The 16,458-nt window shown below is 66.6% G+C and carries 10 protein-coding genes; 3 read left to right on the top strand and 7 right to left on the bottom strand.

Going from position 1 to position 16,458, the window contains the following annotated elements:
• Window positions 1–78 precede the first annotated feature (78 nt).
• Window positions 79–780: an esterase gene (ypfH, locus tag QWJ38_RS01255; RefSeq protein ID WP_290357221.1), complete on the top strand. Its 702-nt coding sequence runs from the start codon at window positions 79–81 to the stop codon at window positions 778–780.
• A 19-nt stretch (window positions 781–799) separates the two neighbouring features.
• Entirely contained in the window at window positions 800–1,309 is a 510-nt protein-coding gene (locus tag QWJ38_RS01250; protein ID WP_290357220.1) for a DinB family protein, read from the top strand.
• A gap of 4 nt (window positions 1,310–1,313) precedes the next feature.
• Here QWJ38_RS01250 and QWJ38_RS01245 read toward each other — a convergent pair whose 3' ends face one another.
• The 6 genes from QWJ38_RS01245 to QWJ38_RS01220 all read right to left on the bottom strand — a co-directional run bounded on the left by QWJ38_RS01245 (window position 1,314) and on the right by QWJ38_RS01220 (window position 9,770).
• Window positions 1,314–3,017 carry a M14 family metallopeptidase gene (locus QWJ38_RS01245; RefSeq protein WP_290357219.1) on the bottom strand — a complete coding sequence of 568 codons (1,704 nt, stop codon included), beginning with the start codon at window positions 3,015–3,017 and terminating at the stop codon, window positions 1,314–1,316.
• A 97-nt stretch (window positions 3,018–3,114) separates the two neighbouring features.
• Complete coding sequence (locus QWJ38_RS01240; protein WP_290357218.1) at window positions 3,115–3,861, bottom strand: LytR/AlgR family response regulator transcription factor; 747 nt, start codon at window positions 3,859–3,861, stop codon at window positions 3,115–3,117.
• Window positions 3,858–4,949: a sensor histidine kinase gene (locus QWJ38_RS01235; RefSeq protein WP_290357217.1), complete on the bottom strand. Its 1,092-nt coding sequence runs from the start codon at window positions 4,947–4,949 to the stop codon at window positions 3,858–3,860. Before QWJ38_RS01235 ends, QWJ38_RS01240 begins: the two co-directional genes overlap by 4 nt.
• A gap of 84 nt (window positions 4,950–5,033) precedes the next feature.
• Complete coding sequence (locus QWJ38_RS01230; RefSeq protein ID WP_290357216.1) at window positions 5,034–5,792, bottom strand: class II glutamine amidotransferase; 759 nt, start codon at window positions 5,790–5,792, stop codon at window positions 5,034–5,036.
• Window positions 5,793–5,801: 9 nt separating this feature from the next.
• On the bottom strand, window positions 5,802–7,040 hold the full coding sequence (locus tag QWJ38_RS01225; RefSeq protein WP_290357215.1) for an NAD(P)/FAD-dependent oxidoreductase: 1,239 nt from the start codon (window positions 7,038–7,040) through the stop codon (window positions 5,802–5,804).
• Window positions 7,041–7,097: 57 nt separating this feature from the next.
• Window positions 7,098–9,770, bottom strand: a complete 2,673-nt coding sequence (locus QWJ38_RS01220; RefSeq protein ID WP_290357214.1) for a TonB-dependent receptor plug domain-containing protein — start codon at window positions 9,768–9,770, stop codon at window positions 7,098–7,100.
• 667 nt (window positions 9,771–10,437) lie between these two features.
• On the opposite strand from QWJ38_RS01220, the gene QWJ38_RS01215 reads away from it, so the two are divergent.
• Window positions 10,438–13,386 (top strand): TonB-dependent receptor plug domain-containing protein, encoded by a 2,949-nt coding sequence (locus QWJ38_RS01215; RefSeq protein ID WP_290357213.1) that lies wholly within the window; start codon window positions 10,438–10,440, stop codon window positions 13,384–13,386.
• 151 nt (window positions 13,387–13,537) lie between these two features.
• On the opposite strand, the gene QWJ38_RS01210 is transcribed toward QWJ38_RS01215, so the two are convergent.
• On the bottom strand, window positions 13,538–16,318 hold the full coding sequence (locus QWJ38_RS01210; RefSeq protein WP_290357212.1) for a TonB-dependent receptor plug domain-containing protein: 2,781 nt from the start codon (window positions 16,316–16,318) through the stop codon (window positions 13,538–13,540).
• Window positions 16,319–16,458: the final 140 nt, after the last annotated feature.

Below are 16,458 nucleotides of genomic sequence, written 5' to 3'. Positions count from 1 at the left end.
GGGTCAGCATAGCCCAGGCCTGCTGGCCGGGCCCGCCGACGCGAGACAATCGCTGTCACAGCTTGTCAGCGACGCATCATGAACGCCACATCCGATTCCCGCGCCATCGTCAGCCTGCCCGCCGGCGGGCAGGCCGCCAATCTGCTCTTCCTGCTGTTCCACGGCGTCGGCGCCCAGGCCGCGCAGATGGCACCGCTGGCGGCGGCGCTGCGCGAGCAGTACCCGCAGGCCGCCATCGTCTCGCTGAACGGGCCCGATCCCTTCGACGGCGTGCCGGGCGGGGGTGCCGGCTTCCAGTGGTTCTCGATCCAGGGCGTCGACGAGACGAACCGCGCCGAGCGCGTGGCCGCCGCGCTGCCGGCCTTCATCGCCCGCATCCGCAGCTGGGCCGCGCATTTCGGCCTCGAATGGGGCCGGGTCGCGCTGGCCGGCTTCTCGCAGGGCGCCATCATGGCGCTGGAGGCGGTGCAGGCCGAGCCGCAGCTGGCCGGCCGCGTGATCGCCGTCGGCGGCCGCTATGCCAGCCTCCCGCAGCAGGCGCCGCAGGACGTCTGCGTGCACCTGCTGCACGGCATGACGGACCAGGTGCTGCCCTATCGCGACATCGTCAGCGCCGCCCAGCAGCTGGTGATGCTGGGTGCCGACGTGACGGCCGATGTGCTGCCCGCCATCGGTCATGAGCTGCACCCCGAGCTGGTCGCCAAGGCGATGCTGCAGCTGCGTACATTCGTCCCGGCCAAGCTCTGGGCCGAGGCGATGAAGGCCGCACCGAAGGACTGAATGTGTTTGAATCGTCGGCATGCACCCAACGACGACGATCACGCTGAGCGCGCTGGAAGCCTTCCCGCGCCAGCTGCAGGCGCATTACGCGGCGATTCCGGTGCAGTTCAGGCATTGGGTGCCACCGTCCTGGGACGGCGTGCCCAGCGAGCCGCTGACCGCGATCGAGCAGCTCTGCCATGTCCGCGATATCGAGATCGAGGGCTACCAGCGCCGCCTGCACCGCACGCTCAGCGAGGACCGGCCGCTGCTGGCCTCCATCGACACCGAGCGGCTGGCGCGCGAGCGGCGCTATGGCGAGGCCGATGCGGCGCAGATGCTGGCCGAATTCGGCCGGGCGCGGGCGCAGACGGTGGCGCTGATCAAGAGCCTGGAGCCGCGCCAGCTTGACCGCCCCGCCGTGTTCGAGGGTTATGGCCCGCTGACCTTGCGCAGCCTGGTGCACTATCTGTGCAGCCACGACCAGCAGCATCTCGCCGGCCTGCAGTGGCTGCTTGGCAAGATCGAGGCGCTGCGCGCCGGGGTCTGAGCGCTCAGTCCAGCACGACCTCGGTGCGCACGGTGCCGGCGCGCTCGGCGCTGGCGCTCAGCGCCAGCCGCGTGCCCTTGGGGGCCTTGACCACCCATTCGCCGACGGCGCGGTCGGCCGTCACCTCGCGGCTGGGCAGGAAGGCCTGGGGCGAGTTCTTCGGCGCATGGCCCTCCAGTTGCGGGCCCTCCATCCGTTCCTTGCCGCCGAGCAGGCTTATCTCGGCATTGCCTGGCGGCAGATGGATCTCGAACATCACGCCGCGCACGATCTTGCGCTCCAGTGCGCGCCGCGTCACATAGGCCGGCAGCCAGCCGCTGTTGCCGACCGCCATGCGGATGCGCCAGGTGTCGTCGCCCAGCGCACGCACCTCGGTGCGCACCAGCTCCAGCCTGGGCAGGGACAGCGCGATCTGGTTCATCCAGGCCGGAAAGCGCGCCGCCTCGCGTTCGCGCAGCGCCGGCGGCGGATTGCGCCAGTAGTTCATCTTGTCCCAGCCGCCGATCTCGACCGCGCCGAGCTGCGGATGCTGGAAGGGCCGCCAGTCCACATGGGCCTGGCCGCCGCACTGCTCGTCGCTCCACTTCAAGAGCTTCAGATCGTCCTCGACCGGATGCTCGCGGTACCAGTCGATCCACTTGTAGCCCTCGATGCCGGCCTCCTTGTTCGGCGACCAGATCTCGACCACCCAGAACAGCGCGCCCAGGTGCTCGTAGACCCAATCCTGCGTGCCGGTAATCACTTCCTTGGGGTGGTACTTGAAGTCGTGCCAGATGCTGATCGCCGGATAGCCGGTGTGCTGCACGCCGAGCTCGGAGAAGCGCTTGTAGCTCCACAGGTCCTCGGGAATCATGTCGTCGTCGCTGTGGCCGCCCATCGGCCGCAGGATCACGCCGCTGTGCGTGTGATAGCTGATCGCGGCGCCGATATTCGGGTGGGCGATGATGAAGTCCACCATCGCGCGCACCTCGGGCTCGCTGGTCGGATAGGGCCCGGCGCCGACCTGCTTGTGCTCCTGCCGCCATTCGCTGGGGAAGTTGCGGTTCAGATCCAGGCCTTCGCGGTCCCTGTTGACGCTGACGGTCAGGCCATCGTGGTTCTTGATGAAGCCCTCGGGGATCAGCCGGTAGTACTCGCCGCCGAACTCGCCCGGCTCGCGCGCGATCATCAGGCGCGGATCGTCCGGATGTTTTTTGTAGCCGCCATGCGGATCGGGCAGGCGCATGGTCAGGATGCGGCCGTCGCCGTCGACGTCCTCGATGGTCAGGCCGTCGACCGGTTCCTCGTCGTAGGGGTAGGGTCGGGTGCTCGAGCGGATATGGCGCGGCCGCTCGGCCAGGGCCAGCTCGGCGCCGTCGGGGTTCAGGCGCGGCACCATGTAGACGACGCGGGTGTCGAGCAGGTGCGTGACCTGGGCGTCCGAGCCGTATTTGCTGACCAGCTCGTGCAGGTAGTACAGGCAGGTGGTCGAGGCGGTCAGCTCGGCGGCGTGGATATTGCCGTCCAGCCAGAAGGCCGGCTTGTCGATGTCGGCGCCGGTGGCGGTATTGGTCAGCACCACGACCCAGATGTCGCGACCCTCGTGGCTCTGGCCGATCGCACGCACCGAGACCAGGTTCGGCCGCGCCTCGGCATAGGCGAACAGCAGTGCGCTCAGCGCCTCGTAGCGGTAGAACTGGTCGAACTGCGGGGTCGGCAATGCGCTCATGGACGGGCTCGGCTGAAGCGGATGCCGGCGATTGTGCCGAAGCCGCGGCGCCGATGTCACCCAGGGCAGACCCCTGCGCAGCGAACACTCCGAGCGCTTACTGGCCCTTGAACAAGACCTGGAACTGGCGCGACACCGGCAGCCGCTCCTCGCGCCCGCGCAGGGTCACGACCATGCTGTTCTCGTCCACGCGGATCGCGCTGGCGATGCAGCGGCTGTTGACCAGCACCGAGCGGTGGATCTGCCAGAAGGTCTCGGCATCGAGCTGGCCCAGCAGCTCCTTCAGCGGCGTGCGGATCAGCGCCTCGCCGCCCTGGTGGACGACGCGGGTGTAGCGGTTGTCGCTCTCGAAATAGATCACGTCCTCCGGCGCGATCAGGCGGATCTCGCGGCCCAGGCTGGCCTGGATCGGCCGCGAGGCCGGCCGGGCCGCGGGCAGCAGCTCTTGCAGCAGGCGCTGCAGATCGGCCGCCGGCGCGGCCGTCGCCCGCTGGCGCAGGCGCTGCAGGGTCTGCGCCAGGCGCGCGTCTTCGACCGGCTTGAGCAGATAGTCGAAGGCGCCGGCCTCGAAGGCCGACAGCGCGTGATCGCCATAGGCGCTGACGAAGACGATCTGCGGCGGCCGCGCGAGCGCCGCGAGCCGGCGCGCGACCTCCAGGCCGCTCAGCCCTGGCATGCGGATGTCCAGAAAGCACAGCTCGGGTTCCAGCGCCAGGTAGTCGTCCCAGGCGTCGACGCCGTTCTCGCTGGCGGCGACGATGTTCAGCTCCGGCCACAGCCGGCTCAAAGCGCCGCGCAGCTGCTCGCGCGGGCCTTCCTCGTCGTCGGCGATCAAGGCATTCATTCGGGTCCGATCTCGATGCGGGCCAGGCAGCCCGGTGTTTGCGGCGCCAGCGTCAGCGCCGCGCGGGCGCCGAACTGCTGCTGCAGCCGGGCGCGGGTGTTGACCAGGCCGATGCCGGTCTCCGGGGCAGGCTCCTCGCACAGGCCGGCGCCATCGTCGGCGACCTCCAGCACGACGCGGCCGGCCTTGCGCGCGGCGCGCACATCGATGCGGCCGCCGCGCAGCGCCGGCTCGATGCCGTGGGCGATCGCGTTCTCGACCAGGGTCAGCAGCGTGCCGGGCGGCAGTTCGAAGCTGTCCAGCGCCGGCTCGGCATCGATGGCCCAGGCCAGGCGCGTGCCCAGCCGCGCCTGCATGATGTCCAGATAGCTGCGCACGATCTGCAGCTCCTCGACCAGCGACAGGGTCTCGCGCTCGAACATCGGCAGGGTGGCGCGCAGATAGCGGGTGAAGGCGCGCAGAGTGGTGGCCGCGCGCTCGTCGCGGGTGTCGACCCAGTGCTGCAGCGAGGCCAGGGTGTTGAAGAGGAAGTGCGGCTGGATCTGGGCCGCGGCCAGGCGGCGCGCCAGCTGCAGGCCGCGCTCGCGCTCGTCCAGCTCGCGCAGCCGCGCCTCGATCTGCTGGACGCGGTAGAGGGTCAGGAACCACCAGGAACTGAGCACGGCCACCAGCACCGTCAGCGCCATCACGGCCGGGTGCTTGAGCCCCGCATGGTCGATCTCCGGATTGCCGCGCAGCCACAGCGCCAGCGGCAGCAGCAGCAGGGCGGTGCCCAGGGTGGCCAGGTTCAGATTCAGCCGGGTCGGCCGCCGCCACAGCCAGCGCGCGACCCGCAGGGCCAGCCAGCTGAACGACAGCATGCCCGCCGCCATGCCCGGGAACCAGCTTCGGGGCATGAAGAGGCCGTTCAGCGCGACCAGCAGCAGCACATTGCTGAGTACATAGCCGTCGACGGCTCGTGGCCAGGGCTGGCCGCCGGCGCGTGCCATTTCCTCGGCGCTGAACAGCCGGCGCGGGCCCGGATACAGCCACTGGCTCCAGTCCAGGCCACCGTTGCCGCCAAGCTTGCTCGTGCGCGTCTCTTGCATGGGCGGCAGTCTAGGCCAGGGCCGCCGCGGCGCGCGGCGCCGGCGGGACGAATGGCGGCGGCGGCCGCTTCGGTGGCCGCCGGCTCAGATGGGCAGCGGCGCGCCGCCGACGAAGACCTTCAGCTCGCCCGGGGCGAAGGCGACCCAGGGCTCGTCGCGCGTCAGCGGCTCGGTGGCGACGACGGCGACGCGGTCCTGCGTCGTCGTCTGCGCTGCGAAGTCGACGCTGAGGTCCTCGTCCTTCAGATGGACGGCGCCGAAGGGATGCTTGCGCAGCAGATAGTGCAGATGGGTGGAGCCATGGGCCCACAGCGCTTGGCCATTGGACAGCAGCATATTGAAGGTGCCATGGCGGTTCAGCTGCGGCAGCAGCTCGGCCAGGGTGCGGCTGAGCTCCTCGATGCTGGGCACGGCGGCATGGGCCTTGGCCAGCTCCTGCATCAGCCAGCAGAAGGCGCGCTCGCTGTCGGTCTGGCCGACCGGCCTGAAGGCGGCGTGCAGGCGCGGATGGAAGTCGACCAGATTGCCGTTGTGCGCGAACACCCAGTAGCGGCCCCAGAGTTCGCGCTGGAAGGGATGGGTGTTCTCCAGCGAGACCTGACCCTGTGTCGCCTTGCGGATATGGGCAATCACGTTGCCGCTCTTGATCGGGTAATGCTTGACCAGCTCGGCCAGCGGCGAATGGCGGGCGCTGTGGTGGTCGACGAAATGGCGCAGGCCATGGCCCTCGAAGAAGGCGATGCCGAAGCCGTCCTTGTGCTCCTCGGCGCGCGTGGCCAGGCCGGTGAAGCTGAACATCACATCGGTCGGCGTGTTGGCATTCATGCCGAGGAGCTGGCACATGGTCTGCTGCTATTCGAGGAAAAGACGGCTCAGGCCCTTGAGGCTGACCAGATTGCCCGGATTGCTGGTTTCGTTCAAGACGCCGCCCATGCGCCGCAGCAGGCGCGGGCTGCGCTGCGCACGCCAGATCAGCAGATCGGCCAGCCAGGGGTAGGCATTGACGCGGTTGGCGCGCTGGTAGAGATCGAAGCGCGGCTTCAGCGCGCTCAGGCCGCGCTCGTAGCGCTGGCGCACCGCAGCATCGTTGCCGCCGGCCAGAATGGCCTCGGCCGCCAGCATGCCGGTCTCCATGGCCTTGCCGATGCCCTCGCCGGTGAAGGAGTAGGTGCTGCCGGCCGCCTCGCCGCTGACCAGCAGGCCGGGCCGGCTCCAGCGCGCGCCGCTCAGGCTGCAGCGCAGCGGCGCGCCCTTCAGCTCGCCCAGCAGCTCACCCTCGCGCATCAGCGCGGCGGCCGGCGCGTAGTCGGCGACGAAGGCGTCGAAGATGCTGCGCAGGTTCAGTTCCTTCTTGGCGCCCTTGCCCTGCACGGCGCTGTGGCTGTCGGTCACGCCGACGCCGATATTGAAGCAGCCGTCCGGCGCCGGAAAGATCCAGCCATAGCCGGGCCGCACCGCGCGGCTCCAGACCACGTCCAGCGTCTTGATGCGGCCGACCAGGCCGGGCGCCCGCACATAGCCGCGCAGCGCCACGCCGCTGGGCGTGTGGCGCTCGCACAGGCCGGCGGCGATCAGCGCCTTGGGCACGGCGCCGGTGGCCAGCAGCACCCAGTCGGCGCGGACCTCGTGCCGGCTCTCGCCGATCTTCAGCAGCGCGCCGACGACTTGCTCGCCTTCGAGCAGCGGCGCCTCGAAGCGCGCCGGCGCCAGGAAGCGCGCGCCGGCGTCCTGCGCGCCCTGGCACAGCAGGCGGTCGAGTTCGCGGCGCGGCAGCACGGCGAGATTTCCGGGCACGTCGATCTGCCCGCCGCGCGGGCCGACGCAGCGCACATGGCCGCTGGACTGCGCCCGGGCCATCACCGCGTCGAGCAGGCCCAGCTTGGCCAGCGCCGCATGGGCATCGGGGATCAGGCCGTCGCCGCAGACCTTGTCGCGGCCCTGCGGCTGCTGGTCGACCAGAAGCACGTCGATGCCGGCAAGGGCCAGCGTGCGCGCGGCGGCGCTGCCGGCCGGGCCGGCGCCGACGACGAGCACCTGGCAGCGTTCGGGCGGCGTCGTGGCGGAATCGGAAAGAGGCTGCTGCATGCTCATAAAAAAAGGGCCCCGAAGGGCCCTTTGTCGTCGCAGCCAGATCGGCTGCGGTCTTGCTTAGAAGTCGTACGAACCACGGACGTAGTACGAACGGCCGATCGGGCTGGTGAAGCGCGGATCGTAACCCGCCTGGAACACCTGGGTCTGGTAGCTCAGCGGCGGATCGCGGTCGGTGGCGTTGCGCACGCCCAGGGTCAGCGCCGCGCCCTTGACCGGACGCCAGGTGCCGAACAGATCCAGGGTCGCGTAGTCGCTCACCTTATTGGTCGGATCCGAGTCGATATAGCCCGACTTGTAGTAGGCGGTCGCGCCGGCCGTGAACTGGTCCTTGGCCCAGACGGCGGTCAGCGTGTGCTGCCAGCGGAAGACCGGGCCGGCACCGGAGTAGACGCCGACGTTCTGGTTCCAGGGGCCGTTCTGGAAGTCCTGGTACTCGTACTTGTTGACGTAGGTGCTGTTCAGGCCGAAGGTCCAGGTGCCGTAGGCGCTGCGCAGACGGTAGTTGCCGGTCAGGTCGATACCGTTGGTGTTGATGCCACCGAGGTTCTGCTGACGCACGTCCACATAGCCGCAGTTCGCGCCCGGGCACTGGTTGCCGTTGGTGGACAGCTGACCCTGCGGGTTGCGATGGTAGTACTGGCTGAAGTTGTTGTAGTTGGCCGGGTCGAACAGCGAGTCGTCACCGATCACGCCGATCAGGTTCTCGACCTTCAGCCACCAGAAGTCCATGCCCAGGCTCAGGTCGGCGACCGGCTGGACCAGCAGGCCCAGCGTGGCGGTCTTGCTTTCCTCGGGCTTCAGCTCGGTGTTGCCACCGTTGAGCACCATGAACTGGGCCTTGCAGACGGCCGGGCTGCCGGAACCGGTCGGGCACAGCAGCGGGTCGTTGACGGTGCCGGAGTTGGTGTAGGTCTGGGCGGCGTTCAGCTCATACAGCGAGGGGGCGCGGAAGCCGGTCGAGTAGGAGCCGCGCAGCAGCCATTCCTTGGACGGCTGGAAGCGGAAGCTGAACTTCGGGTTGGTCGTGCTGCCGAAGTCGTTGTAGTCGTCGTAACGGACGGCGGCCGTCACATCCAGCGACTTCATCAGCGGCACGTTCAACTCGCCGTACAGCGCGGAGACCTTGCGGCTGCCGGCGCTGTAGGTGGCCGGGTCGATACCGGTCGAGTCGACGACGATGGTCGCGTAATCCGGGTTGGCCTGCTGGGTGAACTTTTCCTTGCGGAATTCGGTACCGATGGCGAGGCCGGCGCCGCGGCCAGCGCCGAACCAGTCGCCCAGTTCGCGGCTGACGCGGGCGTCGAAGATCGTCGTCGTGCCCTTGGCATACATGATCAGGCCGGTGGCGCCGGCGTTGTTCAGCAGCGTCTGACCGGCGGCGCTCTGCTCGCCGAAGGGATTGATCACGCCGGTCAGCACGCCTTCATAGATCATCGGGCCGTTGCTGTAGCCGGAGATCAGCTCTTCGTCGACCTTGTTCTGGTTCTGGCTCAGGCCCACGGCGTAATCCCAGCCGGCGACCGTACCGTCCAGCGACAGCACCAGGCGCTGCTGCTTGTTGGTGTTGCTGTCGCCGCGCTGGCCGTTGGGCATGTCACGCCAGCGCGCGATCACATAGCCCGGGGCGATCAGGGCGCCGCCTTCGGTCATCGTTTCGCCGACCAGGCCGTCGTCGAAGGTCGGGCTCAGGGCGGGATTGTTCGGGTAGTAAGGGTTGGGCGTGCCGTCCGGGCGCAGGCGGTTCATCGGCAGGAAGCCATAGGGCACCGGCGCGATCAGCGTCTTCACATTGCTGCGGGTGATGAAGTACTCGGCACCCAGCACATGGTCGGCACCCAGCTTCAGCTCACCCTTGACCATGGCGGAGGCGCGCTCCGACTTCGGGATGTAGTCGACGAAGTTGGAGGTCGTCATGTAGCACGAGGTGCCATCGCCGGCCGGGATGATGAAGACGCCGTTCGTGCAGTCCGGCGCGGCCGGGTTGTACCAGACGTTCGGATCCTGGTAGTAGTTGCCCGGCATCGGCGAGCCCGACAGGCCGCCGGCGTAGCGCGTGTTGAAGGGGCGCTGCGAGCCGCTGATGTTGTCCTGCTTCTGGAAGTCGACGAAGCCGAAGACATTGAAGCCCTGCTTGTCCAGATCGCCGAAGCCGAAGCCGCCGTTGACCTGGCCACCCTTGCCGCCGCCGTGCTCGGGCACTTCGTACTGGGCCGACACCGTGCCGCCGACATAGTCCTTGCGGGTGATGAAGTTGATCACGCCGCCGATGGCGTCGGTGCCGTACAGCGAGGAGGCGCCGTCGCGCAGCACTTCGATGCGCTCGATCGCGGCGATCGGAATCATGTTCAGGTCGGGCGCCGAGCCGTCGAAGGCGTTGTTGGCGATACGGCGACCGTTCAGCAGCACCAGCGTCTTGTTGGCGCCGATGCCGCGCAGGTCGGCAAAGGAGGCGCCGCCGGTCGAGGAACCGACCGCCTGGCTGGTGCCGAGGCTTGCCTGGCTGGCGGTCAAGGTGCTCATGATCTGCTCGACCGTCGTCAGGCCTTGCTGCTTCATATCAGTCATCTTGAAGACGGTGACCGGCACGGCCGTCTCCGCATCCAGACGCTTGATCGCGGAACCGGTCACCGTGACCCGTTCCAGCTGGTTTTCTGCCTGCTGCTGGGCCAGCGCCGGCATGGCCGACAGCGAGGCGACAACCGCGAGGCTGAGCGCATTGAGCTTAAACATTGAGAACTCCTAGTTCGCTACAAGAACGGTCCGCCGCATCGGAGCGCGACCATCGCCAATAAGAAAAGCCCGTGGCGGAAGGCCCGGGCTTTTTCGTGACGTCAGTTTGCAGCGATTTAGTAGCGAAGGGTAAGTGCAAGGTTTTTGAAACCTTGATTTGTGCGAATAGCGGATAAAAGCATTGATTTATCAGTATTGACCCCTAGTCTGCAGCGCACAAATTTGCTCAAACGCAACAGATGCCATGACCTGATGCACTGGTATCGGGTAGCCGATCGCGCTTCGGAATCGCGTCGGTTTTGACGCAGGCGATCGGCTGGCCCTGACCCCTTTTGCGGCCATTCGGACCAGCCGAGCAGCGTCCGGAAGCACGCCCTCGATGTGTCCGCGGACACCCTCGTGTGAACGCCATGTGTCCATTTGTGTGGGCTTCAGACAACGCTTGACCCCGCCTGACCACTCATGTGCGGGTCGGTGAAAGCCCTCGGTTTTGGACCGTTTCGGGGTGCATTTAGTCATGTTCACCCCCCAATTGGGGACAACCCCGAGCGAGCAACAAGAGGTCCCTCTTCAGACTCTCGACGCGAAAGTGCGTTCTACGCGCATGTTTCCAAATCCTTTCCCCTCCGCAACTTTTTGTTGTGATCCTCCTCACGAAGGAATTTTCATGTTCAAACGCAACGCAATCAGCGCTGCAGCGTTGGTCACCATCAGCGCTTTCGCTGCAGTTCCTGCTTTCGCGCAAGATGCCCAGGAAAAACTGGAGCGCGTCGAAGTCACCGGCTCGCGTCTGAAGACGGTCGGCAATACCTCCAGCAGCCCTATCAGCTCGGTCGGCAAGGACGACATCGCCATCAGCCAGCCGATCGCGGTGGAAGAACTGATCCGCGGTCTGCCCTCGGCCTACCCCGCGATTGGTCCGGCCATGAACAACGGTTCGAACGGCACGGCCTCGATCGACCTGCGCGGTCTGGGCAGCAACCGGACCCTGGTGCTGATCAATGGCAAACGTTTCGTTCCGGCCACGCTGGGCGGTGTGGTCGACACCAACACGGTGCCGGTCTCGCTGCTCGAGCGCGTGGACCTGCTGACCGGCGGCGCTTCGGTTGTGTACGGTGCCGATGCCGTGTCGGGCGTCGTCAACTTCGTGACGAAGAAGAACTTCTCCGGCATCGAAGCCTCGACGCTGTACAGCATCTCCGAGCAGGGCGATGCCGCCCGCTACAACGCCAATGTGACGATGGGTGCCAACCTGGCCGATGGCCGCGGCAACGTCGCCCTGAACGTTGGCTCGACCCGCACCGACCCGCTGAAGGTCGGCCAGCGCGACTACGCGGCAACCATCATCAGCTCCAGCACCGGTGCGCCGGGCGGCTTCTCCGGCACCGCCGTGCCGGGCCAGTTCTCGGGCATGCCGGCGCCGATCAACGGCTCCAAGGTGATCGACGCGACCACCGGCCTGTTCCGTACCGCGGTCAATCCGGCCGACTTCTACAACACCAATCCGCCGAACTACTTCGAGACGCCGCTGGACCGCACCCAGGTGTCGGCGCTGGGCCATTTCCGCATCAATGACAACGCGGAAGCCTTTGCCGAGGTGTTCCACACCCGCAGCAATGTGACCTTGAACCTGGCGCCGTCGGGTACCTTCGGGGTGGGGCTGGACGTGCCGGTCGGCAACCCGTTCATCCCGCAAACCGTCCGCAGTCAGCTGTGCAGCGCGTACCTTGCCGCGGAACTGGCGAAACCGGCGGGTCAGCAAAGCGCAGCAAAGATCGCTGGACTGCAACCTGGCGCATGTGTGGCCGGTAATCCGACCGAAGTCCGCATGAACATCTCCCGCCGCTTCACCGAAGCCGGCCCGCGCGTCTACACCTACGACAACAACACGACCCAGTACACGGTCGGCCTGCGCGGCGATCTGCCGGTGCTGGATGGCTGGAACTACGAGACCTACTACCAGTCGGGCAAGTCCAACCAGCTGCAGCAGACGCAGAACGGCTTCTCGAACAGCAAGCTGCAACAGGCCGTGCGTGCGACCAACACGACGAGCTGCACGGTCACGACCGGCGGCTGCGTGCCGGTCAATCTGTTCGGCGGTGCCGGCACGATCACGCCGGAAATGCTGGCTTTCCTGAGCATCCCGACCTTCGCCACGACCGAGGTCCGCCAGGACATCATCTCGGCCTCGGCCAGCGGTGAGGTCGCCGTGGCCAAGAGCCCCTGGGCCAAGGCACCGCTGAACCTGTCCGTCGGTTACGAGAACCGCGAAGTCTTCGGTGGCAACAAGTCCGATGCCGTGATCCAGACCCAGGGCGAACTGCTGGGCAGCGGCGCACCGACTCCGGACCGCAACGGTACGCTGAAATTCGACGAGCTCTATACCGAAGCCAAGCTGCCGCTGATCCAGGGCGTGACCGGCATCCAGTCGCTGGAACTGGGCGGTGGCTATCGCTACACCAATTTCCGCACCTCGGGCGGCGCCAAGCAGGACTACGACAGCTGGAAGGGCGGCCTGGAATGGACCCCGTTCAAGGGCCTGCGCTTCCGCGGCGAGCAGCAGCGCGCCACCCGCGCTCCGAACGTGAACGAGCTGTACCAGCCGGTCACGACGGGCCTGGCCACGCTGTCGAACGACCTCTGCGCCGGCGGCGCGATCTCCAACACCGACCCGACCAAGGCCGGCCTGACGAACCTCTGCAAGCTGACCGGCGTGCCGAACAGCCAGGTCGGCGTCGTGGCCCAGCCCTCGTCGAACCAGGTCAACAACACGGCCGGCGGCAACCCGAACCTGGGCCCCGAGAAGGCCGACACGACGACCCTGGGCCTGGTCTGGGAGCCGAGCTTCGTCGACAACCTGTCGCTGACCCTCGACTACTGGAAGATCAAGGTCAATGGCGCCGTCTCCAGCCCGACCGTCGGTCAGGTGATGAGCGGTTGCTATGACCCGACCCTGAACCCTGGCTACGCCTACAACGTCTTCTGCGGCATGATCCAGCGCGATCCGGGCAACGGCGGCCTGAACGGCGTGGGCAGCAAGGGTATCGTGACCCAGTCGTCGAACCTCGGCACCTACAACTTCGACGGTATCGACGTCGGCGCCTACTACCGTCTGCCGCTGAAGAACGTCGGCGCTCCGAACTGGGGTCGCCTGGACTTCAACCTGCAGTACAGCTACCTCGGCAAGGCCGACTACCAGTCGCTGCCGGGCGTGGCCACGCTGCACTGGGCCGGCCACTATGGTGTGGACGTCGGTACGCCGTACATGAAGAACCGCTTCTCGCAGCGCACGACGTGGAACATCAACGACTTCACGTTCGGCTACAACTGGCGCTATGTCGGCGAGTCGACCGTGCAGGATCCGCTGCCGGCGAGCACCGACTATGTGGCTGCGTTCAAGAAGCTGCCCGCGGTCAACTACTTCGACCTGAACGGTGTCTATCGTCTGAGCAAGAACTTCAGCGTCTCGATGACGATCAACAACCTGTTCGACAAGCAGCCGCCGCTGATCGGTACCGGCATCGGTACCGGCGCGACCAACTTCGGCAACACCATGCCGGGCGTGTACGACGTGATCGGCCGCCGCTACACGGTCAACGCCACGGCGACGTTCTAAGCCAGCCAACAGGCCGCCGGTTCATCCGGTGGCTCGAAGCAAAGCGGGCCCTTCGGGGCCCGCTTTTTCTTGGTCCGTCCGGTCATCGGGACGAAAAAAAGCCCGCCGAAGCGGGCTCTTCTGAACCCTGCGCCAGGCAGGGCGCAGCGGCTTAGAAGTTGTAGCTGCCGGCCACGTAGACCGTGCGCAGCAGCGGGCTGGCGTAGCGCGGATCGTAGCCGACCTGGTGACCCGAAGAGTCGCGCAGCGTCAGCGGCGGCTTCTCGTTCAGCAGGTTGTTCACGCCCAGACGCAGCTCCAGCGCCTTGCTGTACTTCCAGACGCCCTGGTAGTCGAAGGTCAGGTACTCGGGCACGTCCAGCGTCACCTTGGTGTTCAGGCCGGTGACGGCGTCACGCACGGTCTGCGTGATGTCGGTGTAGCCCGAGCGGTACTTGGCGACGAACTGGTTGACGAAGGCGCCCGACTCGATCTTCAGCGTGGCCTGGGCGATGTTGCGGAAGGTCACCGCCGCGTTCTCGCCATAGTGGCCCATGCTGTCGGTGAAGTCGTCGCTGGTGCCCGGACGGGTATAGGCCGACTTCAGCATATAGGTGCCGGCGACATTCAGGGTCACGCGGCCCAGACCTTCGATCGGGGTGCGGCCCTCGAACTGCCAGTCGATGCCCTTGTTGATCACCTGACCGATATTGGTGCGCAGCGCCTTGAACGCGTAGTAGTCGTTCGTTTCGGCCGGCAGGCGGTAGGTGGTGAACAGCGAGGCGTACTTCTGCGGATCGGCAAAGGCCTGGTTCTCGGACACGCCGCTGATCGCGTCGGTCATCTTCACTTCCCAGTAGTCGGCACCGATGCTGAAGTGGTTGTTCGGCTCCAGATGCACACCGAAGGTGAACTGCTTCGACTGCTCGGGCTTGATGTTCTCGTTGCCGCCGGCCAGCTGGGTGTACTGCGACTTGCCGGGCTTGCACGGCGGGGCGCCGGTGCCGTCGCCGGGGAAGGGGCAGTCGTACTGCTTGGCCGTCACGCCATTGGTCACCAGCGGCTGGGCGATGTCCAGCATGTCGGGGGCCTTGAAGCCGGTGCCGTAGGAGCTGCGGATCAGCACTTCCTTGGTCGGCTGGTAACGGGCCGAGAGCTTGTAGGTCGTGGCGTCCAGTTTCTGGCCGAAGTCGCGCTTGTTGATCGCGTCCTTGACCGGATCGATCACGTCGTAGCGCAGGCCGGCATTCAGCTCCAGGCTCTTGGCGACCGGGATGATGAACTCGGTGTACAGGCCATAGTTGCTGCGCTCGAGGTCATAGGCCGGGTTGGCGGCGAAGTTGTAGATCACGCCATTGACCGCGTCGGCCGAGGGCGTCTGCAGGTAATGGTAGTTGCGCAGATCGGCGCCCACACCCATGCTGACCATGCCGGCCGGCAGCTTGTAGACGTCGCTGGAGGCGCGCGCGTCGATGCCCTTCAGCGTCGTCGAGCTCTCGCGGATGCTGCCGTGGTAGATCGAGTCGGCGATCAGCTTCTGCGTTGCGGCGCTCTGGTTGCCGGAGGGCACGAAGGGATCGAGCATGCCGCTGGCCACCAGGCTGGTGAACTCGGCCTTGCGCATATAGCCGTCGGTGTAGCTCTCGTCGAGCTTGTTGCGCGACCAGGTCACGGCGCTCTCGACGTCCCAGCCGGCCACGGTGCCGCGCAGGCCGCCGACGAAGTGGGTCGCGTCGGTCACCGTGTTCGAGGTGCGCGGACCGAAGTCGCTGGCGCGGTAGGAGGCGCTGACGCTGCTGACATTGGCCTGCTGGGCCGGCGTCAGATAGGGCATCACGTACTTGTTGTACAGGGCCGAGCCGACCGGGATATTGATCGGCACCGGGTTCGGCGCGATGCGGGCGATCACGTCGTAGCGCGAGAACGAGAAGTCCGAGAAAGCGCTGATGTTCTCGGTCAGCTTTGCCTCGCCGGTCAGGAACAGCGAGTCACGCGTGAACTCGGGGTAGATGTCGATCGTCGTGACGAAGTCGAACGCGCATTGCGCCGTGCCGGCGGTCGCGTTGCTGCCGGCCGGGATGGTGTTGGCCAGGCTGTAGTAGTTGTTCGGCGCGCACTGGCCGTTGGCCTTCAGATAGGGATTGAAGGAGTAGGCGCCCAGGCCCGAGCCGGTCTTGAAGGTGGCCGTGGCATTGGCCGGATCGGCCGAGGGGCTGGTGCGGTCGTAGATGTAGCTCTTGCCGTTCTGGCTGAAGGGCAGGTAGGCGTGCGCGGCGAAATCGCGCTCGCCCGACTTCAGCTGGCCCGAGTTGTCGTGGCGGAAGGTGCCCAGGATGTTGAAGCGATCCTTGTCCAGATCACCGAAGCCATACATCAGGCTGATGTTCTGCGACTCGGCGCCGCCTTCGGTCGGCTTGTTGGCCTGCACCGAGATCGTGCCGCCCTGGTGGTTCTTCTTCAGCACGAAGTTGACCACGCCGGCGATGGCGTCCGAACCGTACAGCGCCGAGGCGCCGTCGGTCAGCACCTCGACGCGCTCGATCGCGCTCATCGGGATGTTGTTCAGGTTGACGATATTGCCGTCGCCCAGCGGCGCGATGCGGCGGCCGTTGACCAGCACCAGGGTGTAACCCGAGCCCAGGTCGTGGATCGAGGCGGTCGCATAGCCGCCGGAGTTGGTGCCGATCGCCGTGTCGGCGATCGTGAAGCCCTGCATGGCCGGCAGGCGCTGGATCACGTCCTGCAGATTGGCGGCGCCGCTGGCGCGGATCTGTTCCGCCGTCACGACCTGCACCGGCAGCGCGCCTTCGGCGGCGATGCGCTTGATGCTGGAGCCGGTCACTTCGACCCGCTCGAGCTGGTTGTTCTGTTGGGCCAGGGCGGCCATGCTGAAGCTAGCGAGCGCGGCCAGCACGGCAGTGCCGATGACGCTGTTCTTCGGTTTCGTCGACATGAATACTTCGGGAATCAAAGGACAAAAAAAAGCCGCCTCCCGACAAGCGTCGGAATGCGACTGGCTACGAAAAAGAAATTTTGCCCTGAACCGGGAAGCGGACCGTGAGACAAAACAACGCTTGCGCCGCCCTTACAACG

Source organism: Roseateles violae, assembly GCF_030410485.1.
In the GTDB taxonomy this organism is placed as follows: Bacteria; Pseudomonadota; Gammaproteobacteria; order Burkholderiales; family Burkholderiaceae_C; genus Roseateles_D; species Roseateles_D violae.
Note: the sequence above shows the minus strand (reverse complement) of the source record. Positions and strands in the feature narration are given on the sequence as shown.